Genomic DNA, 24,995 nt, shown 5'->3' on the forward strand with positions numbered 1-24,995 from the left:
TCCGCTGCTCCGCGGACGGCGTGGACAGGCGCATAGCGTGCCCGAGTGACCTTCTCCCGGACGCGCCCACCGACCGCCGCCGACGACCTGCCCCGCCCCGGCGGAGGGGACCGTCTGCGGCGGCTGCGAAGCGTCGACCCGACCCTCGACCCGGGGTCGAGCGACGACGCCCCGCAGCGTTCGGCCCCACGTCCAGGGTCGCCCGTCGCGGGGGAGGAAGGCCTGCCGGGCGAGCCGGTGCCACGGCACGGTCCGCTGCACGCGGTCGCCGAGGCGTACACGGCGGCGAACGGTCACCCGACGACGCACTCGGGGTTCGAGCACGTGCCCGACGGCGGCCCGCGCCGCTGGTCCGTCGGGGCCAGGACCGCGGTGGTCGCCGCGGTCACGGTGCTGCTGCTCGCGACGGGCACGGGGGTGTGGACCCTCGCCGACGGTGACGACCTGCGTCCGGTGGCGGCCCTCGGTGCCGCGAGCCCGGTGACGGAGGTCGGCGCCCGCGAGGGGGACGGCGACGGCTCCGTCGCGCCCGCGGACGACGGTGCCTCCGGGCCAACGTCCGGCACCGCTCCCGGAGCCGGGGACCCGGCGCCGGCGGTGAGCGACGTCGTCGTGCACGTGGTCGGGGCCGTGGCCGCGCCCGGGCTCGTGACGGTGCCCGAGGGGTCCCGTGTCGCGGACGCGCTCACCGCGGCCGGGGACGCCACGCCGGACGCCGACCTCGCCGGGGTCAACCTGGCGCGCGAGGTCGTGGACGGCGAACAGATCGTCGTGCCGAGGCCGGGCGAGGCCGTGGTCGCCGCCCCGGGACCCGCGACCGGGGGCGGGACGCCGGACGGCCCGGTCGACCTCAACGCGGCCGACGAGGTCGCGCTCGACGGACTGTCCGGGATCGGTCCTGTGCTCGCGGCCCGCATCGTCGAGTGGCGCGAGGCGAACGGCCCGTTCACGACGGTCGAGGAGCTGGGGGAGGTGAGCGGGATCGGGGACGCGCTGCTCGCGAGGCTGCGCGACCAGGTGAAGGTCTGAGACGGTGCGCGACGACCCGGACGTCGAGGCTGTCCTGTCGGCCGGGCGGTCTTCCGGTCCGTCCGGCCAGCCGCCACCGGGCAACCCGGTGCGTCCCCCACGGGCGACCGCGACCGACCTCCGGCTCGTGCCCGCGGCTCTGGCAGCATGGGTGAGCGCGTGGTGGCTCACCGTGACCGAGCCCCGGGCGGTCCTGGCGGCGACCCTCGTGGGCACGGCACTGGTGGCCCTTCTCGGGGCGCTGCTGCTCGTCGACCGGTGTCGCCCGCGCCGAGGCCCTGCGCCCCGTGTCCCGGCGCTCGGTACCCCGAAGCCCAAGACCCCGGGTCCATGCACCCCGGAACCCCGGACCCCGGGACGCCGGTGGCTCGCGCAGTGCGCCCTGATCGTGGCCTGCGTGCTGGCCGTGCTGGTCGCCGGGACGGTGCACCTCGTCGTACGGGACCGGGGAGGTGCCGCCGGCCTCGCCGCCCAGGGCGCGACGGTCGAGGTCGTGGGGCGGGTCGTGGGTGAACCGGCGACGGTCACGAACCCGTGGTCGGGTGCTGCGGACTCGGTCCGCACCACGCTCGCCGTGGACGCGCTCGAAGGCCGCGGTGCCGCAGCCCCCGCCGGAGGGCAGATCGACGTCCTCGCAGGCCTCGCCTGGGGTGACCTGGCCTACGGGAGCGAGGTCCGGGCGTCAGGCAGGCTGATGCCGCCCGACCCCGGGGACAAGGCCGTGGCGACGCTCGTCGCGACCGGGCCTCCCACGGTCACGGGCGCACCCGTCCCCGCGCTGGGCGTCGTGAACACCTTGCGGGCCGACCTCCTCACGGCCTCCGACGGGCTGCCTGCCGACGCGCGGGCGCTGCTTCCCGGCGTCGCGGTCGGCGACACGTCGCGCATCGACGACGAGCTCGACGAGGCTCTCCAGGCCACGGGGCTGACGCACGTGACCGCGGTCTCGGGCGGCCATTTCGCGATCGTCGTCGCGACCGTGGCGGCGCTGTGCGCCACGGCCCGCGCGCCGCGTCAGGTGCGCGTGGTCGTGACGGGCGTGGTCATGGCGGGGTTCGTGCTCCTGGTCCACCCCGACCCGAGCGTGCTGCGCGCGGCGGCGATGGGCGTGGTCGGGCTCGTGGGGATCGGGCTGGGTCGGCCGTCCAGGGCGCTCCCGGCGCTCGCGGCCGTCGTCGTGGTGCTGCTCGTCCTGGACCCGTGGCTCGCGCGGTCGTACGGGTTCGTGCTGTCGAGCGTCGCGACGGCCGCCCTGGTCCTCGGGACCCAGCCCGTCGCGGGGCGCCTCACGCCGTGGATCGGGAAGGCGCCCGCGTTCGCGCTCGCCGTCCCGCTGACGGCGCAGCTCGCGTGCGCGCCGATCCTCGTGCTGCTCGACCCCTCGGTCGCGACCTACGCGGTGCCCGCCAACCTGGTCGCCGCGCCGGCGCTCGTCCCGGCGACCGTGCTCGGGGTGCTCGCGACCCTCGTGGCGCCCTGGTTCCCCGCGGCCGGGGTGGTGCTGGCGTGGCCCGCGGGGTTGGCGTCGTGGTGGATCGCCGCGGTGGCGCGGTTCTTCGCCGACCTCCCCGGGGCGCGGCTGCCGTGGCCGGGCGGGGCCGGTGGCGCGGCGGCGCTCGCGGTGCTGACCGTCGTCGGGCTGGTCCTGGCGTGGCACTGGCGGTGGGTAGCGGGCCTGGGCGGGGTACGGGTGCCGTGGAGCCGCGGGAGCGGGTGGCCGCACACGTGGCGCACGGCGGCGCGAGCGAACCTGCGGGAGGCCTTCGCCGCCCGACGGCGCCGCGCGACCCTGCGCTTCCTGGTGGCCTGGGCGGTGGTCGTCGCGGTGGCGTCCGGGTGTGTGGCGTACGCGTGGCCGCGCTGGATCGCCCCCGCAGGACGGGACGTGCCGGCCGACTGGGCGGTCGCGGCCTGCGACGTCGGCCAGGGCGACGGGCTGGTCGTCCGCACCGGTGCCGGGCGCGGCCTCATGGTCGACGTCGGGCCCGCAGGGGACGCCGCGGGGACATGCCTCGACGAGCTCGGGATCGAGCGCATCGACCTGCTCGTGCTCACGCACTTCCACGCCGACCACGTCGGCGGGCTCGACGCGGTGCTCGACGGGCGCCAGGTCGACCGGGTGCTCGTGACCGGCCTCGGGGACCCGGCCGCGCAGGCCGATCGGGTGCTCGACGACCTGGGCGCCCGAGGGGTACCCGTCGAGGTCGCCGAGGCGGCGGCCGGCGGGGTGCTCGGCGACGTGTCGTGGGAGGTGCTCCAGGCTGGGCCAGGCGAGGCCGCACCGTCCCCGCAGCGGGGACGCCCCGCCCTGGCCGAGGTCGACGGAGGAGCGAACGACGCGAGCATCGCCCTGCTCGTCACGACTCCTCAGCTCACGCTCGTCGCGCTCGGCGACCTCGAGGACGCCGGACAGGAGGCCCTCGACCGAACCCTGCGGTCCCGCGCCCACGGTGCCGAGGTCGACGTCGTCAAGGTCGCCCACCACGGGTCCCGCGTCCAGTCGACCGGGCTCGCGGCGACCCTGAGCCCCACGGTCGCGATCGTGAGCTCGGGCGAGAACACCTACGGCCACCCGACCGACACCGCGCTCGACCTCTACGAGAGCGTCGGCGCAGCGGTCCTGCGGACCGACCGGTGCGGGACGTTCGCGCTCGTCGTGCGCGACGGGGCGCTCGCCGTCGCGGGCTGCGAGGACGGCTGACGGGACGGGCCGGCCCGCTCGGTTGCCGACCAGGCGGTTGCCGCTGCTCGAGCATGCGGTTGTCGTCCGGAATCGGGCCGATCACGACGCAAGCCGCATGCTCGGCATAGGGACGTCTCGCCGGGACGTCATCCCGGGACGTGTCCCGGGATGTGCCCCTGGTGGGTGGGCCGTGGGATCGTTGTGCCCATGGCTGCCGCTCCTTCCCGCACCTCCGCCCGTCCGTCCGCGACGCTCGCCTGGAACGCGGTCGAGCTCGCGCCCGTGGTGCTGGTGCAGGGGCCCGAGGGGCTCCTCGCGGAGCGCGCCGTCGACTCGTTGCTCGAGCTCGCACGCGCCCGTGACCCGGAGGCGGAGAAGTCGGAGATCGAGGCCGCGACCTACGAGTCCGGCATGCTGACCGTCGCGGCGAGCCCCTCGCTCTTCGGTGAGCCCAAGTTCGTGGTCGTCCGGGGCGCGGAGGCTGCGGCGGATGCGCTCATCCCGGACGTCGTGGACTACGTGGCCTCGCCGGACCCGGACACGACCGTCGTGGTCGTGCACGGCGGCGGGGTCCGGGGAAAGAAGATGCTCGACGCGATCCGGGCTAGCGGAGCCCCGGTCGTGGTGTGCGAGGCCATCAAGAAGGACGCCGACAAGCTCTCGTTCGTCGCCGCGGAGTTCAAGGCCGCGGGGCGTCGGGCGGACGCCGGCGCGGTCAAGGCGCTCGTCGAGGCGCTCGGCAACGACCTGCGCGAGCTCGCGAGCGCCTGCGCCCAGCTCGTCGCCGACACGACGGGCACCATCAGCGCCGGGACGGTCGACCGCTACTACGGGGGGAGGGTCGAGGCCACGGGCTTCCGGGTGGCGGACGCGGCCGTCGCAGGCAGGGCCGGCGAGGCCGTGTCGTTGCTGCGGCACGCGCTCGCGACCGGCGTGGACCCGGTGCCGCTCGTCGCCGTGCTCGCGATCAAGCTGCGCACGCTCGCCAAGGTCGCCGCGATGCGCGGCCGCGGGGGAGTCTCGGCCAAGGACCTGGGCCTCGCCCCCTGGCAGATCGACCGTGCGAAGAAGGACCTGTCGAGCTGGACCCCCGAGGGGCTCGCGGCCGCGATCACCGCAGTCGCACAGGCCGATGCCGAGGTCAAGGGCGGTGGCCGTGACCCGGTGTTCGCGGTCGAGCGCGCGGTGCTGACGATCGCCGGGGCGCACGGCTCGGGACGTTGAGCACCCAGGGGCGCGCGGTGCCGGGGGACACGGGTCCTGGCATGCGGGTCCGGCGGGCGACCGAGGGGGACCTTGACGCGGTCGCCGGGATCGAGCGTCGTGCCCGTCGTGGCACGGACCCGGACCAGCTCGTGCTCGCCCTCACCGACGCGGAACGGGTCGTGCTCGTCGCGACCGTGGACGACGTGGTCGTCGGTTGGGGCAAGACCCACTGGTGGTCGTACGCGGACGGGCCGGCACCGGTCGGCCACTACCTCGGGGGCGTCACGGTCGACCCGGGCTCTCGCCGCGGCGGCGTCGGGAGCGCGCTGACCCGTGCGCGCATGGACTGGGTGGCCGAGCGGGCGGACGTCGTCTGCTGCGTAGTGAACGCGACCAACGTCGCCTCGCTCACGCTCCACGAGGGCCTCGGCTTCCGCGAGGTGTCGCGTGCGGCGTCGTTCCACACGATCCGGTTCACGGGCGGGAGCGGCGTGCTCCTGCGGGCCGAGCTGGGTGCGGGCCGCGCCTGACAGGCATCACCGAGCACGCCACCACCGGGCATCCCCGCCCGTCCCGGGACGCACGAGAGGCGCTGCCCCGTGGAGGGAGCAGCGCCTCTCGACGTTCACCGTGCGGCCCGAGGTGGATCAGGGGCGACGCACAAGGTCACGCGTGGAAGGGAGTGTCACGCTCAGAGAGCGTTGACGGCCTTCGCCAGAGCCGACTTGCGGTTCGCAGCCTGGTTCTGGTGGATGACACCCTTGGAGACTGCCTTGTCGAGCTTCTTCGACGCGGTGGCGAGGGCGCTGGCGGCGGCCTCCTTGTCACCGGCGGCGACGGCCTCGCGAACGCGGCGAACGTTCGTCTTGAGCTCCGACTTGACGGCCTTGTTGCGCAGACGAGCCTTCTCGTTCGTCTTGATGCGCTTGATCTGAGACTTGATGTTTGCCACGTGTGGACTTTCTGGTGTGTTCGCCGAAGCGATCGAATAGGTCGTAGAGGGCGATTCCAGCTCCGGGACTGGGGGTGGGGAACCCTTGGAGAGGAGCTGGAACTGTGCCCGCCGACCTGGGCGGACACGCAGCCACCAAGACTACCAGCCGACCGCGAGATCGGCCAGAATGCTCAGCTCCGGCCTGTCATCGCCCGTCTTCGCCCGTCCTCCCGACCGGTCAGGTGCCCACGAGGACCGCCTGTGCGCGAGGGCTCAGCCCTGGATCCGGCCCATCTCACGGACGATCGTCTCGAACGTGCGGCGGTCCATGACGGCGCCCTCGCGGCGCACCGCGCCGGGGTCGACGCGGATCACGCGGTCGAGGCGCACCTCGCTGTCGCGGCCGCGGGAGTCCCACGGGCCCGAGCCGATGTCGAGCCAGTGCCGCCCCCACCGCGCCTCGTCGGCGGCGTCGCGCGAGTGGTCCTTGCTCGTGAGCATGGTCCCGAGCAGCCAGTTGCCGTCGCGACCGACGAGCAGCACCGGCCGGTCCTTGCCCTGGGAGAAGTCCTCCTCGTAGGGCACCCAGGTCCACACGATCTCGCCGGGGTCCGGGTCGCCGTCGAGCTGCGGGGAGTACTCGGCCCGCACGCGACCCGTGAAGTCGCCGGGGTAGGTGCCCGTGGGCCGGGGTCCGCGCGCGGTCGTGGTGCCGGCGGCGCTGCCAGGCCTGCGGGTGCCGGCCTGCGGTCCGGGCTTCGGCGAGCGAGCGCCCGACGCCGTCGCTCCCGTCCGCGGACGCGGCGCCACCCCGCGCGGGGTGCCCGACGCCGTCGGGCCGGAGGGCTTGGGGGCGGACTCCCGGCCGTCCTCCCCGCCGGCCGGGCGGGAGGAGCCGCCGAGCGCGCCGAGGATCGCGCGCGCCGCGTCCGTGAGCAGGGAGATCCACTTGTTCTGAGCCACGCCCGCAATCTACCCGGACCGGCCGCGGCCCCGTCCGGGTGCGGGCCCTGCGGTGACGGCCGCCGGGGGGCCGGTGAGCCTCGCGCGTGCGGGGTCGTGGGACAATGGTGGTTGCTGTCCGACCCTGCGTGCGACGACCAGCGACCTGCCGGGCGCGTCCCGGCGGCTCACGCTCCGTCGTCGAGCACCGATCCGCAGGGGCGGGCGCCGTCCGCCGCCCCGTCTTGACCCACCACAGGAGCGCACCCCAGTTGTCCCCGATCCCCAGCGCCCAGCTGAGCACCCGCATCCAGCCCGCGGCGACGCCGCCCGAGCTGCTGCGCAACTTCTGCATCATCGCGCACATCGACCACGGCAAGTCCACGCTGGCCGACCGCATGCTCCAGCTCACCGGCGTCGTCGACGCGCGCGCCATGCGTGCGCAGTACCTCGACCGCATGGACATCGAGCGTGAGCGCGGCATCACGATCAAGTCGCAGGCCGTGCGCATGCCCTGGGCCGTGCGGGAGGGGGACGACCCGGACGACACGTCGGCCCCGCTGGTGCCCTACGCCCTGAACATGATCGACACGCCCGGGCACGTCGACTTCACGTACGAGGTCTCGCGCTCGCTCGCCGCGTGCGAGGGGGCCGTGCTGCTCGTGGACGCCGCGCAGGGCATCGAGGCGCAGACCCTCGCGAACCTGTACCTCGCGATGGAGAACGACCTCGCGATCATCCCGGTGCTCAACAAGATCGACCTGCCGGCCGCGCAGCCCGAGAAGTACGCGGAGGAGATCGCAGGCCTCGTGGGCGTCGACCCGTCGACCGTCCTGAAGGTCTCGGGCAAGACGGGCGTGGGTGTCACCGAGCTGCTCGACCGCATCGTCGAGGAGGTCCCGGCCCCCGTGGGGGACGCCGACGCCCCGGCGCGCGCCATGATCTTCGACTCGGTGTACGACACGTACCGCGGCGTCGTGACGTACGTGCGCGTGGTCGACGGCAACCTGAACCCGCGCGAGAAGATCGTCATGATGTCGACCAAGGCGACGCACGAGCTCCTCGAGATCGGCGTGAGCGCACCCGAGCCGCACCCGACCAAGGGGCTCGGCGTGGGCGAGGTGGGCTACCTCATCACGGGTGTCAAGGACGTGCGCCAGTCGAAGGTCGGCGACACCGTGACCAACGCGGCCAAGCCGGCGCAGGACGCGCTGGGCGGCTACAGCGACCCCAAGCCCATGGTGTTCTCCGGCCTGTACCCGATCGACGGCTCGGACTACCCGGTCCTGCGCGACGCGCTCGACAAGCTCAAGCTCAACGACGCGGCGCTCAACTACGAGCCCGAGACCTCGGTCGCGCTCGGCTTCGGGTTCCGCGTGGGCTTCCTGGGGCTGCTGCACCTGGAGATCGTGCGCGAGCGCCTCGAGCGCGAGTTCGATCTCGACCTCATCTCGACCGCCCCGAACGTCGTCTACGAGGTGACCCTCGAGGACCGCTCGGTCGTCACGGTCACGAACCCGAGCGAGTTCCCGGGCGGCAAGATCGGCGAGATCCGCGAGCCGATCGTCAAGGCCACGATCCTGTGCCCGACCGAGTTCATCGGCGCGGTCATGGAGCTGTGCCAGGGCAAGCGCGGCGTGCTGGGCGGCATGGACCACCTCTCGCAGGACCGTGTCGAGATGCGCTACACGCTGCCGCTCGCGGAGATCGTGTTCGACTTCTTCGACCAGCTCAAGTCCAAGACGCGCGGCTACGCCTCGCTCGACTACGAGCCCTCGGGCGAGCAGGCCGCGGACCTGGTGAAGGTCGACATCCTGCTGCAGGGCGAGCAGGTCGACGCGTTCAGCGCGATCGTGCACAAGGACAAGGCGTACTCGTACGGCGTCATGATGACGGCCAAGCTCAAGGAGCTCATCCCGCGTCAGCAGTTCGAGGTCCCGATCCAGGCGGCCGTGGGTGCGCGCGTGATCGCGCGCGAGACCATCCGCGCGATCCGCAAGGACGTGCTCGCCAAGTGCTACGGCGGTGACATCAGCCGAAAGCGCAAGCTGCTCGAGAAGCAGAAGGAGGGCAAGAAGCGCATGAAGACGATCGGTACGGTCGAGGTCCCCAAGGACGCCTTCATCGCGGCGCTGTCCTCCGACGGTGCGGGCAGCAGCGGCGGCAAGGACGCGAAGGACAAGTCCAAGAAGTGATGTGCTGCTCTTCTCGTGAGCGCGTGGCCCTCGACGTGCTGGGGGCCGCGCGCTCCGCGGCGTCCGGGGTGCGGGGATGAGCCCGGCTCTCCCGGACGGCATCCCCGTGCCCGACGACGGCGCTCTCCCCGCGTGGGTGGGTGCGGGTCCCGGTGGGGCGGGGTCGGACGACCACGCGGGTCGTGACTTCGGCGTGTACCTGCACGTGCCGTTCTGCACCGTGCGGTGCGGCTACTGCGACTTCAACACGTACACGGCGTCCGAGCTGGGCGGGGGCGCGAGCCAGGCGTCGTACGCGGACACGGCGCTGCGGGAGATCGACCTCGCGGCGCGGGTCATGGAGCGTGCCGGGTTGGCCTCGCGCCCGGTCTCGACCGTGTTCGTGGGTGGCGGCACCCCGACGTTGCTGCCGGCCGGCGACCTGGGGCGCATGCTCGCGGGCGTGCGCGACGCGTGGGGCCTCGCCCCGGGTGCGGAGGTCACGACCGAGGCGAACCCCGACTCGGTGACCCCGGAGTCGCTCGCCGAGCTCGCGGCGGCGGGCTTCACGCGGGTGTCGTTCGGCATGCAGTCGGCCGTGCCGCGCGTGCTCGCGACGCTCGAGCGCACGCACGACCCGCGCCGCATCCCCGACGTGGTGCGCTGGGCGCGCGACGCGGGGCTCGCGGTGTCGCTCGACCTGATCTACGGGACGCCTGGCGAGAGCCTGGACGACTGGCGGACGAGCCTCGAGGCCGCGCTCGCGACGGGCGTCGACCATGTCTCGGCGTACGCGCTCGTCGTGGAGCAGGGGACCAAGATGGCCGCTCAGGTGCGCCGTGGGGACGTCTCCCTGCCGAGCGAGGACGACCAGGCCGAGAAGTACGAGCTCGCGGACGAGCTGCTCACCGCGGCCGGGCTGGAGTGGTACGAGGTGAGCAACTGGGCCCGGCGGGCAGGGACCGGCGACGGCTCCGTGCCGGGTGAGGCGGTGGCGGACCCGGCGTTCGTGTGCCGTCACAACCTGGCGTACTGGCGGGGCGAGGACTGGTGGGGGATCGGCCCCGGGGCGCACTCGTACATCGGAGGGGCCTCGAACCGTACCGACGATCCGGAGGACTCCGCGGACATCTCCGACCGCGTCTCCGACACGGCCGACGACGCGGCCGCGCCTGCACCGGGCGGCCGTGAGGGCGTGCGATGGTGGAACGTGAAGCACCCGCGACGCTACGCGGCGATGCTCGAGGCGGGCGGCAGCCCGGCGGCCGGACGTGAGCTCCTGACCGTCTCGGAGGCTCACCTCGAGCGCGTCATGCTCGGTGTGCGACTGCGTGAAGGACTGGACCTGAGCGTCCTTACCGAGGTGGGTCGGCGCAACGTGGCCGGCATGGTCGCGGCGGGCCTCCTCGACGGAAGAGCGGCGATCCGAGGCCGCGGGGTGCTGACCCTGCGGGGACGGCTGCTGGCGGACACGGTGGTACGGGAGCTGACTGACGGGTGACGACGGTAGGACAGTCGGCTCGGGCGCAGGCCGGAGCAGCCAGGACCTCGACCGACCGCGTCGACGTGTGGCAGCGACTGCGACCTGCTGACCTCGACCTCGAGTCGCCTGACAGGTCCCTCGTCGGGCCCCCGCCGCAGAGCCCACCGGCTCCCGGTGGGTACCGTCCGTCACGACCGGTGCGACCGACGGTCCGGTACCGGCGGATCGCCGGGCTCGACGGGCTGCGCGCGCTGGCCGTGCTCTCGGTCATGGTCTTCCACTTCGCCCCGCAGGTCCTCCCCGGCGGGTACGTGGGCGTCGACATCTTCTTCGTGCTCTCCGGGTTCCTCATCACGACGCTCCTGGTCCGCGAGTTCCGGGCGCGGCGGGCCGTGTCCCTGTCCCGGTTCTGGGTCCGGAGAGCCCGCAGGCTCCTTCCGGCGCTGGGGCTGGTCGTGCTCGTGTGCACGGCCGCCGCGGGGCTCGTCGGGGGCGATCTCCTCGTGGGGATCGGGGCCCAGGTGGTAGGGGCCGCCACGTTCACGAGCAACTGGGTCTACATCGCCCAGGGCAGCACGTACTCCGGGGGACTGGCGCCCCAGATCTTCGCGAACCTGTGGTCGCTCGCCGTCGAGGAGCAGTTCTACCTGGTGTGGCCGCTCGTGGTCCTGGCGGTGCTCGCACTGCGGATCACCCGGCGTCGGGCTCTGGTCCTGGCGGGGGTGCTCGCCGTCGGGTCCGCCGTCGCGATGGCGGTCCTGTACTCGCCCGGCACGGACCCGACCCGGGTCTACTTCGGCACCGACACCCACCTGTTCGGGCTCATGATCGGTGCGTTCCTCTCGTTCTGGCACCTGCGCACGGGGCGTCCGACGCTCGTCCGCGAGGCGCCGCGTACCACGACCCGCAGGGGAACCCTGTTCGTCGTGGGCGCGGGGACAGCGGGCGCGGCCGTCCTGGTCGTCGCGATGCTCTGGATGCCGTGGGACGACGGCATCACCTACCGGGGTGGACTGTTCGTCGTGTCGCTCGCGACGGCCGGGGTCGTCAACCTCGTGCTGCACGCACCGGGCCTCGGCAAGCAGTTGGACCGGGGGCCGGTGGGCTGGGTGGGCGCGCGCTCGTACGGCCTGTACCTGTGGCACTGGCCCGTCTTCGTCCTGGCCGCAGCGCTCGCCGGAGGCGGCGGGCTGTACGCGAGCCCCGGCCCGTGGGTCGCGCTCGCCGCGACCGTCGTGACGTTCGGTGCCGCGGCGCTGTCCTACCGGTACGTCGAGCGTCCCGTCATGGGACGAGGCCTCGCGGGGTACGTGCGGACCGTCGTGGCGTGGCTCCGCCGGGGCGCGTCGGGCCGCAACCCGTTGCCGGTCCGCGGGTGGCTCACGGTCGGCGGGGTCGTGGTGGTCGTCGGGCTCGCGGTCACGGGCTTCGTGCGCGCCCCGGCGATCTCCTCGGTCGAGGCGCAGATCCGCGCGGGCGCGGAGGTCGCCGCGCTGACCCAGCAGCCGGGCGGTGAGGCGCCTGCGGCACCGGCCCCCGACGCGGCGCCCGTGCCCGCGGAGCCCGCGCCGGAGACCCCGGCCGTGGCCCCGACGCCTCCACCCGGCGACCAGGTCACGATCATCGGGGACTCGGTGACGTTGGCGAGCGCGCCCGCGCTGACCGCGGCCCTTCCCGGCGTGCTGATCGACGGTGCCGTGGCCCGGCAGATGAAGGACGCCGTCGGCCTCGTCGACGCCGTCCGCGCGGCCGGGAACCTCCGGCCCTACGTCGTGCTCTCTCTCGGGACGAACAGCACGGTCGACGCCGCGATGATGGACAAGGTCCTCGCCGCGATCGGTCCCGACCACACGGTCGTGCTCGTCACGGGGTACGCCGACCGGTCGTGGGTGCCGGTCACGAACGCCGAGCTGGTCGGCGCGGCCCAGCGCCACGGGAACGTCGTGGTCGCGGACTGGAGCGGCGCGATCTCGTCCCAGCCCGCGCTGCTCGGACCCGACGGCGTGCACCCGACCTCCGAGGGGACGTCGCTCTACGCGGGGGTCGTCTCGGGCGGCCTCGCGCAGGCGGTCGCGCTCCGCGGACCCTGACGACTCACCGGCGTCGCCCGAGGAGGTTCGGGCGTCCCACGCTTCCTGTGGCGGGAATGGCCCGAACGCCCCATCGTGGAGGGTGATCTGTGAAATGTTCGATCGTCACAGTCCGTTCACAGTGTGGCTTGCCGCACCCCGCCGACCCGAGGGATCACGATGAGCGACAACACCGCAGGCGGGCCGCCGCCGGAAGAGAACGAGCCGACCCCGCAGAACCCCTACGCGAGCACACCGGACCCCGGGGCCGCCGCGCAACCGCCCTCCGAGCCCGTACCCCCCAGCCAGCCCCCGGCCCAGCCGCCGGCGACGCCGCCCACGCAGCCCCCGGCGCAGCCGGCGCCGCCCGTGCAGCCGGCGCCGCCCGCGCAGCCGGCGCCGTCCGCGCAGCCCGGGCCTCCGGTCGCCCCGCCGTACGGCGCCCCGACCCCGCCCCCCGCGCAGCCCTACGGCACTCCCGCCGGTGGGCAGCAGCCTCCGTACCCGCCGCCGGCAGGGGCCTACCCACCGCCGGCCGGCGCGTACCCGCCTCCCGGCCAGCCTGCGTATGCGGGGGCCGCGGCGTTCTCGGTGGGTGACGCGATCGGCTTCGGGTGGAAGAAGTTCTGGGCCAACCCGGGACCGTGGATCCTCGCGGCGCTGATCTTCCTGGTGATCAACGCGATCTTCAGCTGGATCTCCGGCGGCTTCGACAACTTCACGGACTACCGCACCGACGGGTTCTCGGACACCAACATGGCCGAGGCGCTGGGGCTGAGCTTCGTCAGCGTCCTGCTGACGATCGTCGGTGTGATCATCAGCTACCTCATCGCCGCCTTCTACTCCCGGGGGGCTCTCGACGAGACGCAGGGGCGCAAGCCCGACGTCGCGGCGTTCTTCCGGATCGCCAACGTGGGCAACGTCCTGCTGGCCGCCTTCCTCGTGGCGGTCATGACGATCATCGGCACGATCCTGTGCATCCTGCCCGGCATCGCGGTCGCGATCTTCTCGGCGTTCGTCTACTACTTCACCCTCGACAAGGAGCAGGACGCGATCACCGCGATCAAGTCCAGCTGGTCGCTCGTCGCGAAGAACTTCGGGTCCGTCTTCCTGCTGCTCCTGGCGCTCTTCGGGATCAACATCCTGGGTTTCCTGGTCTGCTTCGTCGGCCTGCTGGTCACGATCCCGCTGTCCTACATCGCGGTCGCGTACGCCTACCGCCGTCTGGTGGACGAGCAGCCCGTCTGACCTCCGGACAGGTCCCGACGCCGGGCCGTGCCGCACCTCCACCTCGGGTGTGCGGGACGGCCCGTCGTCGTCCGCCCACGGGCCCTGCGGGGTGTGTGCCGGGTGCCGGCAAGGTGAATCGCCCGCTCAGGGGACGGGCACGGTGGCCGCAGGTGTGCCGGACCGGCTAGCGTGAGGCGCCCGGTCCGTCCCGAACGGTCCGGTCCGTCCGTAGAGAGGCCCCGATGAGCAGCCAGAACCCTTCCGACCAGGTCCCTGACTACGGGCAGTACGTGCCCCCGACGGACCAGCACGGCACGCCCGGAGCCCAGCACGGGCAGCCGGGCCAGCCCGGCCAGCAGGGGTGGCCCGGTCAGCAGCCCCCCTACGGCCCTCCCGCGGGCCAACAGGGTCAGTACCCGCCCCAGGGCCAGTACCCGCCGCCGGGCTACCAGGGCGGCCCGGCCGCCCCGCTGTCACCCGCCGACACCAAGACCTGGGCGAGCCTGTCCCACCTCCTGGGTGGGATCCTCGGGTTCCTCGCACCGCTCGTGATCTGGCTCGTCTTCCGCGAGCGCAGCCACGTCGTCGACGCCGAGGCCAAGAAGGCGCTCAACTTCCAGATCCCCGTGGCCCTCGTCCTGCTCGCCGCGAACTGGGTGCTCCCGGGCTTCCTGTCCGGTCTGGTCGTCCTCGGCGTCTGGGTGGCGTCGCTCGTGCTCGGCATCATCGCGTTCCAGGCCGTCAGCAACGGCCGTCCGACCAGCTACCCGATCGACGTGAAGATCGTGAAGTAGCGCAGGCCGACGCACGTCGAGAGGGGGTGTCCCAGGCAGGCCTGGGACACCCCCTCTGGCCGCGTCACCGCGGGCGCCGGACCTCAGTCGGCCGTCACGAAGTCGATGAGCTCCTCGACGCGGCCGAGCAGCGACGGTTCGAGGTCGGCGTAGGTGCGCACGGTCCCGAGGATCCGCTGCCAGCCCCGGGCCACGTCGGCCTGCTCGGCCGCCGGCCACCCGAGCTCGCGCAGGATGCCGCGCTTCCACTCGGTGCCGCGCTCGATCACGGGCCACGCGTCGAGGCCGACGCGCTCGGGCCGCACGGCCTGCCACACGTCGACGTAGGGGTGGCCCAGCACCATGACCGTGCCGGGACGCACGCCTCGCAGGGCCTCCGCGACCAGGCGCGTCTCCTTGCTGCCGGGGACCAGGTGGTCGACCAGGACGCCCACCTTGCGCTCCGCCGTCGGGCCGAAGTCCTTGAGGGCTTCGCTGAGGTTGTCGACGCCGTCGAGCAGCTCGACCACGACCCCCTCGATGCGCAGGTCGTCGCCCCACACCTTCTCGACGAGCTCGGCGTCGTGCTTGCCCTCGACCCAGATGCGGCTGCCGCGTGCGACGCGCGCCCGGACGTTCGCGACCGCCCGTGAACCCGACGCGGTGCGCGTCGGGGCGACGGGCGCCGTCGAGGTCACCGGGGCGGTCAGCTCGACGGGCTCGCCGTCGACCCAGAAGCCCGGGCCGAGGGGGAAGGTGCGCGTGCGGCGGGCACGGTCCTCGAGGACGACGACGTGCATGCCGCCGGACTTCTCGACCCGCACCACGGCGCCGACCCAGCCGGTCTCGACGTCCTCGACGACGAGGCCGCGCTCGGCGGGCTGCGGGCGGGAGACCGGGCGCCGGCGGTGGGGGACCGGGGCGGGGGTCGCGCTGGACAGGACGTCGGAACCGTAGCGATCGAAGCTCACCGACGTCACCCTAGGCGCTCGTGGCCCCCACTCCCGGAAGGGGCGCGCGGCGACGCGCGAGGTCGTCTCCGACCTCGACGGAGCGGGGCTGCTCGCCGGGTGCGGGCCCACGCGCCGTGGTACGACTGGCCGGTGAGCACTTCGAACGGTCCCGCCGCGCCCGACGCCCAGCGGTGGCGCGTCCTGGGGCTGTGCCTCGCGGTCGGGTTCGTCACGATGCTCGACGTGTCGATCGTCAACGTCGCGCTCCCGTCGATCGAGAGGGCGCTCGACGCGGGCCCGACCGAGCTGCAGCTCATCGTCGCGGGCTACACCCTCGCGTTCGGGCTCGCGCTCGTCCCGGCCGGCCGCCTGGGCGACGCGGGCGGGCGTCGCACGCTGTTCGTCGTCGGCCTCGTCGGCTTCGCGCTCACGAGCCTCGCGGCGGGCCTGGCGCCGAACGACGAGTGGCTCGCGATCGCCCGGCTCCTGCAGGGCGTGAGCGCGGGCATGCTCAACCCTCAGGTCATCGGGCTCATCCAGCAGATGTTCTCGGGGTACGAGCGCGGCAAGGCGTTCGGCATGTTCGGCGCGACGATCGGCGTCTCGACGGCGCTGGGTCCGCTCCTGGGCGGACTGATCCTCCAGGTCGCGGGCGAGGAGAACGGGTGGCGGTGGATCTTCGGGATCAACGTCCCGATCATCGCGGTCGTGCTGCCCCTGGCCATCAGGTTCCTGCCCGTGACGGCGCGCAGGCCCGGTCCGCGCAGGCTCGATCCCGTGGGCCTCGTCCTCGTCGCGGTCGCGACGGTCGCGGTCATGCTGCCGTTCGTCACGACGTCGGGCCAGGACGACGACCCCGGCCGCTGGTGGTGGCTCGCGCTCGGGGCGGTCGCGGTCGTCGCCGCAGTGTTCTGGGAGCGGCGATACCAGCGCACCACGGGCGCCCCGGTCCTGGACCCGCGGGTCCTGTCGCTGACGTCGTTCCGCAACGGCACGCTGCTCGGCATCACGTACTTCGCGGGGTTCACGGGCATCTTCCTCGTCGCGACGCTGTACCTGCAGAACGACCTGCACTTCACGCCGCTGCACGCGGGGCTCATCGGGATGCCGTTCGCGATCGCGTCGGGCGTGGCGTCGTGGCTCGCGGGTCGCGGGGTCGCGCGCTGGGGCAGACCGCTCGTGGTCGCGGGCCTCGTGGTGGTGCTCGTCGGGCTCGGGGGCGTGATCCTCGCGATCCGTGCCACGGGGGACGACTCGTCGGCCGCGGGCTGGGGCATCGCCCTGACCATGATGATCACGGGGATCGGCAGCGGGACCGTCATCTCCCCGAACCAGACCCTGACCCTGGCCCGCGTCCCCGTCGAGCTCGCGGGCGTCGCAGGCAGCATGCTCCAGCTCGGGCAGCGCGTGGGATCTGCCATGGGCATCGCCGTGGTCCTCTCGACGTACTACTCGCTCAAGGCGGGCGGATCGACGGGAGCCGTCGCGGCGAGCACCGCGATGCTCATCACGGTCGCCCTGGTCGCGGTCTCGCTCGTGGTCGCGGTCGTGGACCTGCGGTCGCGGCACGCGCACGCCACGCCCGCACGGTGACGTCCGCCACGTGAGCGCCGCCGCCGGGCGCCGTGCCGCGTGGGCGGCACGCCCAGGCCCGGGGAGAGCCTCGGGCCCGACGGCGGAGCGCGGGCCGCTCCGTCGGCTGCGGCCCCAGCCGGGCCACGGTCGGGAAGACCCCGTGAGGAGCATGTGCACGTCGCGCCCCACGCCTCTCGCGACCGCGTAGAATTAGCACTCGACGGTGGAGAGTGCGAGAACGCGCGACGATCGGGAGGTGGCCATGAGCGAGGAACGACGGCTCGACGTGCTGCGTGCGATCGTCGAGGACTACGTCCTGACGAGGGAGCCGGTGGGATCCCGGGTCCTGGCCGAGCGGCACCGCCTGGGGGTGTCCCCCGCGACGATCCGCAACGACATGGCCGCCCTCGAGGAGGACGGGTACATCGCCCAGCCCCACACCTCGGCCGGGCGTATCCCCACGGACAAGGGCTACCGCCTGTTCGTGGACAGGCTCTCGACGGTCAAGCCCCTGTCCTCGCCCGAGCGGCGGGCGATCGAGACGTTCCTGTCGGAGGCCGTCGACCTCGACGACGTCGTGGCCCGCGCGGGGCGTCTGCTCGCCCAGCTCACGGGCCAGGTCGCCGTGGTGCAGTACCCGTCGCTGCGCCGGTCGGGCCTGCGGCACCTCGAGCTCGTGCCGGTCGGCGACCGGCGGCTGCTCGTGGTCATCATCACGGACACGGGCCGCGTCGAGCAGCGCACCCTCGAGGTCACCCAGGCGCCGGACGAGGCCACGCTCGCCGAGCTGCGCTCGCGGCTCAACGCCGTGGCGGCGGGCAAGCGTCTGGCGGAGCTCGGCAAGGGCTTCGCCGACGTCGCCGAGGAGTTCCGCCCCGAGCACCAGGACCTCGCTCGCTCGCTCGCGCTGCTCGTCGAGGAGACGCTGTCCGAGGAGTCGGAGGAGCGCATCGTGCTCGCCGGCACCGCCAACCTGGCCCGGGTCGGCATGAGGTTCGAGCACGCGCTGCGACCGGTCCTCGAGGCGCTCGAGGAACAAGTCGTGCTGCTCGGGTTGTTGACCGAGATGGCCGCGGAGTCCGGGGTGAGCGTGCGCATCGGTCACGAGACGCAGCTCGAGGGGCTCGCGGAAACCTCGGTCGTGACGAGCGGATACGGTAACGAGGGGGACTCGGTCGCGCTGATCGGCTCGATCGGACCGACCCGCATGGACTATCCCGGGACGATCGCCTCGGTCCGCGCGGTCGCGCGGTACCTGTCGCGCGTCCTGACCGCATGAGTTCGGTTCTTGCGCCGGCGGGCGCCGCGCCGGGTCCTTCGACCCTGGTCGTCACCGCACGGTGTTGTCGGAAGTCGCCGATCCTGGATCGGCGTGCGCTAGTAGAGAGTGACCTGTGAGCGACTACTACGAGATCCTGGGCGTGCCCCGGGACGCGAGCCAGGACCAGATCAAGAAGGCCTACCGCAAGCTGGCCCGTGAGCTGCACCCTGACGTCGCGGGCGAGGCCGCCGAGGACAAGTTCAAGGACGTGTCCCGCGCCTACGAGGTGCTGTCCAGCCCGGACAAGCGCCAGCAGTACGACCTCGGCTCGGACCCGTCGGCCGCCGGTGGGGGCATGGGCGGAGGGTTCGGCTTCCAGGACATCTTCGAGACGTTCTTCGGGGGCGGCCAGGCGCAGTCGGGCCCCATCCCGCGCGCACGCCGCGGCCAGGACGCCCTGGTGCGTCTCGACATCGACCTCTCGGAGGCGACCTTCGGGGCGCGCCGCGAGCTCCAGGTCGACACCGCGGTGATCTGCGGAACCTGTTCGGGCTCGTGCTGTCGCCCCGGCACGTCGCCCCGCACGTGCGACGTGTGCAACGGCCGCGGCACGGTCCAGCGCGTGGCCCGTTCGTTCCTCGGCCAGGTCATGACGACCGCCCCCTGTGCCGCGTGCCAGGGCTTCGGCACCGTGATCCCCGAGCCGTGCGCCGAGTGCGCGGGCGAGGGTCGCGTGCGCAGCCGTCGCACCCTGACGGTGAACGTCCCCGCGGGCGTCGACACGGGCACCCGCATCAAGCTCACGTCGCAGGGCGAGGTCGGCCCGGCCGGCGGCCCCGCGGGCGACCTCTACGTCGAGATCCGCGAGCGCAACCACGAGGTCTTCGTGCGTCGTGGCGACGACCTGCACTGCACGCTCCAGGTGCCCATGACGGCTGCGGCCCTCGGGACGGTCCTGGAGCTCGAGACCCTCGACGGCCCGCAGGAGATCGACCTGCGCCCCGGGACCCAGCCCGGTCAGATCGTCACGCTCAAGAACCTCGGCGTCGGCCACCTGCACACCGGTGGTCGCGGTGACCTCAACGTGCACGTCGAGGTCCAGGTCCCCACGGGCCTCGACGAGGAGCAGGAGGAGCTGCTGCGCTCGCTCGCGAAGGCCCGCGGCGAGGAGCGCCCGGACCCGCGCCTGTCCGCCGCGCACCCGGGCGTGTTCTCCCGCCTGCGCGACAAGCTCTCGGGGCGCTGACATGAGCGCGCCGGTCTTTCTCGCGGAGGCGAGCAGCCCGTCGGAGAGCGGGGCGGCGGGTGGCCTCGCCGCCTTCCCGGCGGGTTCGCTCTACGTGCTCGACGGCGCCGAGGGGCGCCATGCGGGCGTCGTCCAGCGGCGCGGGGTCGGGGAGGCGGCCGACGTCGTCGACGGCGAGGGCCTGCGCCTGCGGTGCACCATCGAAGGGGTCGAGCCCTCCGGGGTCCACCTGCGCGTCCGTGAGGTCGTCGAGGAGCCCGCGCCCGACGTCGTCGTGACGCTGGTCCAGGCCCTCGCGAAGGGCGACCGTGACGAGATGGCGATCGAGGCGGCGACCGAGGTCGGCGCCGACGCCGTGGTCCCGTGGCAGGCCGAGCGCTCGATCGTGGTGTGGCGTGGCGACCGCGCGGCCAAGTCGCGCGCCCGCTGGCTCGCGACCGTGCGCGCCGCGACCAAGCAGGCGCGACGTGCCCGCCTTCCCCGGGTCGACGTCGCGATCGACACGCGCGGGCTCGTCGAGCGCACGCGTCAGGTCGTCGACGCGGGCGGTGCCGTCATCGTGCTGCACGAGGAGGCCGTCGCCCCGCTCGCCGAGGTGGCTCTGCCCGTCCCCGCGTCCCAGGACGTGGCCGCGGCGGGACGAGCGCCCGAGGTGCTCGTCGTCGTCGGGCCGGAGGGTGGGATCTCCGAGAAGGAGGTCGAAGCGCTGACCGGTGCCGGCGCGCGCACCGCGCGCCTCGGCCCGCACGTGCTGCGGACCTCGACGGCAGGCCCGGTCGCGATCGCGATGCTCGTCCAGCGGCTCGGCCGGTGGGGCGGGGCGGACGACGAGCGGTGACCTCGCGCGTGGTGCCGACGCACGACCTGCCTCCCGGGCCGTGCCGGCGAGCCGGGGGTAGCCTGCCGTCATGACCAGCAACGACACCTCGCGCCCGACCGACCCGGACTGCCTGTTCTGCAAGATCGTCGCAGGAGAGATCCCCGCGACGGTCGTGGCGACCACGGACCAGGCCGTGGCGTTCAAGGACATCAACCCGCAGGCCCCGCTCCACGTCCTCGTGGTGCCTCGTGCGCACCACGGCGACATCGCGCAGCTCGCCGCCGCCGACCCGGACCTCCTCGCGGGGGTCGTCGCCCTGGCCGACGAGGTCGCGAGCGAGCAGGCCGACGGGCAGTTCCGGCTCATCTTCAACTCGGGGCCGCGCGCCGGGCAGAGCGTCTTCCACGTCCACGGGCACGTCATCGGCGGGACCGCGCTGGGGTGGAACCCGGCCTGACCGCAAGGACGCTCGTCCGCCCGGTCCTGCGGGCCGCCCGGTGCGCCCGGTATTCGCCCTGACCCGCGCGAGCACGCTCGATATCATGGACGCACCACGAACCACCCGACCTGCTGAAGGAGTGCCTCGGCGCAAGCCGGCTCATGCCATCTTCGACACCACCCGCACCGGACGGCCCAGCGGCCGCGCACCCCTCCGGGACCCGGGTCGAGCACCGTATCGTCGTACCGCCCCACGTGCCGATGGTGGACCTGCTCGGCAGCGGTGACGTGGTCCTGCGAGCGATCGAGTCCGGGTTCCCCACGATCGACGTCCACGCCCGCGGGAACGAGATCGCGGTCACCGGCCCCGTCGGCGACGTCGCGCTCGCCTCCCGGCTGCTCGACGAGCTCGTCGAGGTCGTCGAGTCCGGTACCCGTCTCACGCCCGACGTCGTGACGCGTTCGGTGGCGATGCTCACCGCGGCGACCGCGACCCGCCCGGCCGAGGTCCTGACGTTCAACATCCTCTCGAGCCGCGGCCGGACCATCCGTCCCAAGACGGTCGGGCAGAAGCGCTACGTCGACGCGATCGACGCGAGCACCGTGACGTTCGGGATAGGTCCCGCCGGCACGGGCAAGACGTACCTCGCGATGGCCAAGGCCGTCCAGGCGCTCCAGGCCAAGCAGGTCAGCCGGATCGTGCTGACCCGCCCGGCCGTCGAGGCGGGGGAGCGTCTCGGGTTCCTGCCCGGCTCGCTCTCCGAGAAGATCGACCCGTACCTGCGCCCCCTGTACGACGCGCTGCACGACATGATCGACCCCGAGTCGATCCCCAAGCTCATCGAGGCCGGGACCATCGAGGTCGCGCCGCTGGCATACATGCGCGGTCGCACGCTCAACGACGCGTTCATCATCCTCGACGAGGCGCAGAACACCTCGACCGAGCAGATGAAGATGTTCCTGACCCGCCTCGGCTTCGGTTCCAAGATGGTCATCACGGGCGACGTGACGCAGGTCGACCTGCCGGGTGGGACGCCGTCGGGGCTGCGGGTCATCGAGGACGTCCTGACCGGGGTCGACGACGTCGAGTTCTGCCGGCTGACCTCCACGGACGTCGTGCGGCACCGCCTCGTGAGCGACATCATCGACGCCTATGCGCGCTGGGACGTGAGCACCGCGCGTCCGGCGCGCGACGGCGGAGGTCACGCGCACGGCGCCGGGCGCGGCGGCACGGCACGCCGCGAGCGCCCACGAGACACCCGAGACCAACGAGAGCAAGGGGCACGCTGATGAGCGTCGAGATCAACAACGAGTCCGGCTACGAGGTCGACGAGGCGGAGTTCGCGGCCCTCGCGCGCTACGTCCTGGACGCGATGCACGTCCACCCCCAGAGCGAGCTCGGCATCCGGTTCGTCGAGTCCGACGTCATGGCCGAGCTGCACGTGCGCTGGATGGACGAGCCTGGCCCCACGGACGTCCTGTCGTTCCCCATGGACGAGCTCCGTCCCGGGCGCGACGGGGACGTGACCCCTGCGGGCGAGCTGGGCGACATCGTGCTGTGCCCCGAGGTCGCCGCGCAGCAGGCGGTCACGGCCGGCCACTCGACGGCCGAGGAGATGCTCCTGCTCACGACGCACGGCATCCTCCACCTGCTCGGCTACGACCATGCCGAGCCCGAGGAGGAGAAGGAGATGTTCGCGCTGCAGCGCAAGCTGCTCCTGACCTTCCTCGCCAGCCGATGACCGAGGTCCCCGTCGCGCTGCTGCTGGTCCTCGCGGTCGTCGGAGTCGTCCTCGCGGGGGCGCTCGGCGCGGGCGAGGCGGCGGTCATGCGTGTCACGCGGGCCGCGGTGGGCGAGGCGGCCGCGGAGGTCGAGGGCGCCACCACCGGCACGAACGGCGGTGGTGCGGGTGGCCCGCTGCCGCCGCGCGTGGTCCGGGTGCGCAGGGTCCAGGCGCTGGCCGAGGACCCTCCGCACACTGCGGCGTCGCTCGCGTTCCTGCGCGTCGTCGCCGAGATGCTGGCGGCCGCCTGCGTGACGCTGCTCGTCCTGGCGTGGCTCGACGACTGGTGGCAGGCGCTGCTCGCGGCCCTGCTGTTCTCGGTCCTCGTCGCGCTGGGCTTCGCCCGGGTCGCGCCGCGCGCCCTCGGGCGCCAGCGCCCGGTGCGGGTGCTCGTGGCACTGTCGGGGATCCTGACCCCCGCGGTCGCCCTGACGGGCTGGCTGGTGCGGGTCACGGCCTCGCGCGACGAGGCCGACGGGCCGTACGAGCGTGAGCTGCGGGACATGGTCGACCGCGTCAACGAGTCCGAGATCATCGAGGAGGAGGAGCGCGAGATGATCCGCTCCGTCTTCGAGCTCGGTGACACCCTCACCCGTGAGGTCATGGTGCCCCGCACCGACATGATCACGACCCCGGCGTCGACGCCCCTGTCCAAGGCGCTGGCCCTGTTCCTGCGCTCCGGGTTCTCGCGGCTGCCGGTCACGGGGACGTCGGTCGACGACCTCGTGGGCGTCGTCTACTTCAAGGACGTCGTCAAGGTCGTGCACGCCTCGCCCGAGGCGGCGTCGCGCCGCGTCGAGGACGTCGCCCGCCCGGCGATCTTCGTGCCGGAGTCCAAGCCGGTCGACGACCTCCTGCGCGAGATGCAGGCCTCGGCGTCGCACATCGCGATGGTGGTCGACGAGTACGGCGGCGTCGCGGGCCTCGTGACGATCGAGGACGCTCTCGAGGAGATCGTCGGAGAGCTGACCGACGAGCACGACCGGTCCGGCCCCGAGGTCGAGGACCTGGGGGACGGGACCTTCCGGGTGCCCGCCCGCCTGTCGCTCGACGAGCTCGGAGAGCTCTTCGACCGCGACATCGAGGACGACGACGTCGACACCGTCGGGGGCCTGCTGTCCAAGGCGCTCGGCAAGGTCCCGCTGCCGGGGTCGGCCGCGGAGGCCCAGGGCGTGCACATGACGGGTGAACGCGTCGAGGGGCGCCGCAAGCAGCTCGCGACCGTGCTCGTGTGCGCCGTCGTCGCCGACCGCGAGGACCCGGACGACCCGGGGGCGTCGTCGAGCAACGAGGTGCGCGAGCGCACCGAGCCGCGCGAGCGCGGCCACCGAGACCACCAGTCGACCCCCGAGCGCGCCGAGCGTGCCGGGCGGACCAGTGACACCCCGCGTCGAGCGGGAGAGTCGAACGAGAGAGAAGCACACCGGTGACCCAGAACGACCACGCAGCAGCAGAGCACAAGGCCGGCTTCGCGTGCTTCGTCGGACGGCCCAACGCGGGCAAGTCCACGCTCACGAACGCCCTGGTCGGGCAGAAGGTCGCGATCACCTCCGGGCGACCGCAGACGACCCGCCACACGATCCGTGGCATCGTGCACCGTCCCGACGCACAGCTCATCCTCGTGGACACGCCCGGGCTGCACCGTCCGCGTACGCTCCTCGGCGAGCGGCTCAACGACCTGGTCCGTGAGACCCTCGCCCAGGTCGACGTCATCGCGTTCTGCCTCCCGGCGGACCAGAAGGTGGGGCCGGGGGACAAGTACATCGCGGCCCAGCTCGCGGAGCTCATGAAGGGCCGCCGTCCGACCCCGGTCGTGGCCGTCGTGACCAAGGCCGACCTCGTCGACCGCGAGACCCTGACGAAGCACCTCCTCGCGGTGGACCAGCTCGGCGAGTGGCAGGACATCGTGCCGGTCTCGGCCAAGGACGGTTTCCAGGTCGAGACCCTGGAGGAGGTGCTGATCAAGCACCTGCCGCCGGGCCCCGAGCTGTACCCCGGCGGCGAGCTGACCGACGAGCCCGAGGCCGTGATGGTCGCCGAGCTCGTCCGCGAGGCGGCCCTGGAGGGCGTGCGCGACGAGCTCCCGCACAGCCTTGCCGTGGTCGTCGACGAGATCGTGCCGCGCGAGGGGTCGGGGAACCCGGAGACCGGCCGGCCGCCGCTCCTGGACGTGCGGGTCAACCTCTTCGTGGAGCGTGACAGCCAGAAGGCGATCATCATCGGGCGCGGCGGCTCGCGCCTGCGCCACGTCGGGACCGAGGCCCGCAAGGGCATCGAGGCGCTGCTGGGCGCGCGCGTGTACCTCGACCTGCACGTCAAGGTCGCCAAGGACTGGCAGCGCGACCCCAAGCAGCTGCGCCGGCTCGGGTTCTAGGGTGTACCCCCGTCCGACGTC

General features: G+C 73.2%; 21 protein-coding genes. 18 read left to right on the forward strand and 3 right to left on the reverse strand.

Features of this window, described 5'->3' with window-relative positions:
• Positions 1-45 precede the first annotated feature (45 nt).
• The 4 genes from ACFRCR_RS00460 (at position 46) to ACFRCR_RS00475 (ending at position 5,448) form a co-directional block, all read left to right on the forward strand.
• On the forward strand, positions 46-1,029 hold the full coding sequence (locus ACFRCR_RS00460) for a helix-hairpin-helix domain-containing protein (protein ID WP_377674526.1): 984 nt from the start codon (positions 46-48) through the stop codon (positions 1,027-1,029).
• A 4-nt stretch (positions 1,030-1,033) separates the two neighbouring features.
• Positions 1,034-3,730 carry a ComEC/Rec2 family competence protein gene (locus ACFRCR_RS00465; protein WP_377674528.1) on the forward strand — a complete coding sequence of 899 codons (2,697 nt, stop codon included), beginning with the start codon at positions 1,034-1,036 and terminating at the stop codon, positions 3,728-3,730.
• A gap of 189 nt (positions 3,731-3,919) precedes the next feature.
• Positions 3,920-4,936, forward strand: a complete 1,017-nt coding sequence (gene holA, locus ACFRCR_RS00470; protein ID WP_377674530.1) for a DNA polymerase III subunit delta — start codon at positions 3,920-3,922, stop codon at positions 4,934-4,936.
• On the forward strand, positions 4,933-5,448 hold the full coding sequence (locus ACFRCR_RS00475) for a GNAT family N-acetyltransferase (RefSeq protein ID WP_377674532.1): 516 nt from the start codon (positions 4,933-4,935) through the stop codon (positions 5,446-5,448). Before holA ends, ACFRCR_RS00475 begins: the two co-directional genes overlap by 4 nt.
• A gap of 161 nt (positions 5,449-5,609) precedes the next feature.
• On the opposite strand, the gene rpsT is transcribed toward ACFRCR_RS00475, so the two are convergent.
• Both rpsT and ACFRCR_RS00485 read right to left on the reverse strand, forming a co-directional pair.
• The gene (gene rpsT, locus ACFRCR_RS00480; protein ID WP_030151635.1) at positions 5,610-5,870 is read right to left on the reverse strand and encodes a 30S ribosomal protein S20; all 261 of its coding nucleotides are present in this window, start codon (positions 5,868-5,870) and stop codon (positions 5,610-5,612) included.
• Positions 5,871-6,125: 255 nt separating this feature from the next.
• Complete coding sequence (locus ACFRCR_RS00485; protein WP_377674535.1) at positions 6,126-6,815, reverse strand: type II toxin-antitoxin system PemK/MazF family toxin; 690 nt, start codon at positions 6,813-6,815, stop codon at positions 6,126-6,128.
• 251 nt (positions 6,816-7,066) lie between these two features.
• Between ACFRCR_RS00485 and lepA the strand changes: the two genes are divergently transcribed.
• The 5 genes from lepA (at position 7,067) to ACFRCR_RS00510 (ending at position 14,544) form a co-directional block, all read left to right on the forward strand.
• Entirely contained in the window at positions 7,067-8,989 is a 1,923-nt protein-coding gene (gene lepA / locus ACFRCR_RS00490) for a translation elongation factor 4 (protein WP_377674537.1), read from the forward strand.
• A gap of 76 nt (positions 8,990-9,065) precedes the next feature.
• Positions 9,066-10,469, forward strand: coding sequence for a radical SAM family heme chaperone HemW (gene hemW, locus ACFRCR_RS00495; protein ID WP_377674539.1), 1,404 nt, complete (start codon positions 9,066-9,068; stop codon positions 10,467-10,469).
• 179 nt (positions 10,470-10,648) lie between these two features.
• Positions 10,649-12,541 (forward strand): acyltransferase family protein, encoded by a 1,893-nt coding sequence (locus tag ACFRCR_RS00500; protein WP_377674541.1) that lies wholly within the window; start codon positions 10,649-10,651, stop codon positions 12,539-12,541.
• 159 nt (positions 12,542-12,700) lie between these two features.
• The gene (locus ACFRCR_RS00505; protein ID WP_377674543.1) at positions 12,701-13,768 is read left to right on the forward strand and encodes a hypothetical protein; all 1,068 of its coding nucleotides are present in this window, start codon (positions 12,701-12,703) and stop codon (positions 13,766-13,768) included.
• A 224-nt stretch (positions 13,769-13,992) separates the two neighbouring features.
• Complete coding sequence (locus ACFRCR_RS00510; protein WP_377674545.1) at positions 13,993-14,544, forward strand: DUF4870 domain-containing protein; 552 nt, start codon at positions 13,993-13,995, stop codon at positions 14,542-14,544.
• Positions 14,545-14,627: 83 nt separating this feature from the next.
• Here ACFRCR_RS00510 and ACFRCR_RS00515 read toward each other — a convergent pair whose 3' ends face one another.
• The gene (locus tag ACFRCR_RS00515; protein WP_377674547.1) at positions 14,628-15,494 is read right to left on the reverse strand and encodes a DUF3097 domain-containing protein; all 867 of its coding nucleotides are present in this window, start codon (positions 15,492-15,494) and stop codon (positions 14,628-14,630) included.
• A gap of 132 nt (positions 15,495-15,626) precedes the next feature.
• On the opposite strand from ACFRCR_RS00515, the gene ACFRCR_RS00520 reads away from it, so the two are divergent.
• From ACFRCR_RS00520 to era, 9 genes are all read left to right on the forward strand, one after another.
• Positions 15,627-17,069, forward strand: a complete 1,443-nt coding sequence (locus ACFRCR_RS00520) for an MFS transporter (RefSeq protein WP_377674549.1) — start codon at positions 15,627-15,629, stop codon at positions 17,067-17,069.
• Positions 17,070-17,313: 244 nt separating this feature from the next.
• Positions 17,314-18,330 carry a heat-inducible transcriptional repressor HrcA gene (gene hrcA / locus ACFRCR_RS00525; protein WP_377674551.1) on the forward strand — a complete coding sequence of 339 codons (1,017 nt, stop codon included), beginning with the start codon at positions 17,314-17,316 and terminating at the stop codon, positions 18,328-18,330.
• Between the two features lie 115 nt (positions 18,331-18,445).
• Complete coding sequence (gene dnaJ, locus ACFRCR_RS00530; protein WP_030151645.1) at positions 18,446-19,558, forward strand: molecular chaperone DnaJ; 1,113 nt, start codon at positions 18,446-18,448, stop codon at positions 19,556-19,558.
• A gap of 1 nt (position 19,559) precedes the next feature.
• Positions 19,560-20,396, forward strand: coding sequence for a 16S rRNA (uracil(1498)-N(3))-methyltransferase (locus ACFRCR_RS00535; protein WP_377674553.1), 837 nt, complete (start codon positions 19,560-19,562; stop codon positions 20,394-20,396).
• Positions 20,397-20,466: 70 nt separating this feature from the next.
• Complete coding sequence (locus ACFRCR_RS00540; RefSeq protein ID WP_377674555.1) at positions 20,467-20,835, forward strand: histidine triad nucleotide-binding protein; 369 nt, start codon at positions 20,467-20,469, stop codon at positions 20,833-20,835.
• A 143-nt stretch (positions 20,836-20,978) separates the two neighbouring features.
• Positions 20,979-22,106, forward strand: a complete 1,128-nt coding sequence (locus tag ACFRCR_RS00545) for a PhoH family protein (protein WP_377674557.1) — start codon at positions 20,979-20,981, stop codon at positions 22,104-22,106.
• On the forward strand, positions 22,106-22,558 hold the full coding sequence (ybeY, locus tag ACFRCR_RS00550; RefSeq protein ID WP_030151649.1) for an rRNA maturation RNase YbeY: 453 nt from the start codon (positions 22,106-22,108) through the stop codon (positions 22,556-22,558). The genes ACFRCR_RS00545 and ybeY overlap by 1 nt, the downstream gene beginning before the upstream one ends.
• Positions 22,555-24,030, forward strand: coding sequence for a hemolysin family protein (locus ACFRCR_RS00555; protein WP_377674559.1), 1,476 nt, complete (start codon positions 22,555-22,557; stop codon positions 24,028-24,030). The genes ybeY and ACFRCR_RS00555 overlap by 4 nt, the downstream gene beginning before the upstream one ends.
• Positions 24,027-24,974, forward strand: coding sequence for a GTPase Era (era, locus tag ACFRCR_RS00560; protein ID WP_191795386.1), 948 nt, complete (start codon positions 24,027-24,029; stop codon positions 24,972-24,974). Before ACFRCR_RS00555 ends, era begins: the two co-directional genes overlap by 4 nt.
• The last annotated feature ends 21 nt before the right edge of the window (positions 24,975-24,995 follow it).

Origin of the sequence: Oerskovia sp. NPDC056781 (genome assembly GCF_042789955.1) — a bacterium.
Classification (GTDB): Bacteria; Actinomycetota; Actinomycetes; order Actinomycetales; family Cellulomonadaceae; genus Oerskovia; species Oerskovia rustica.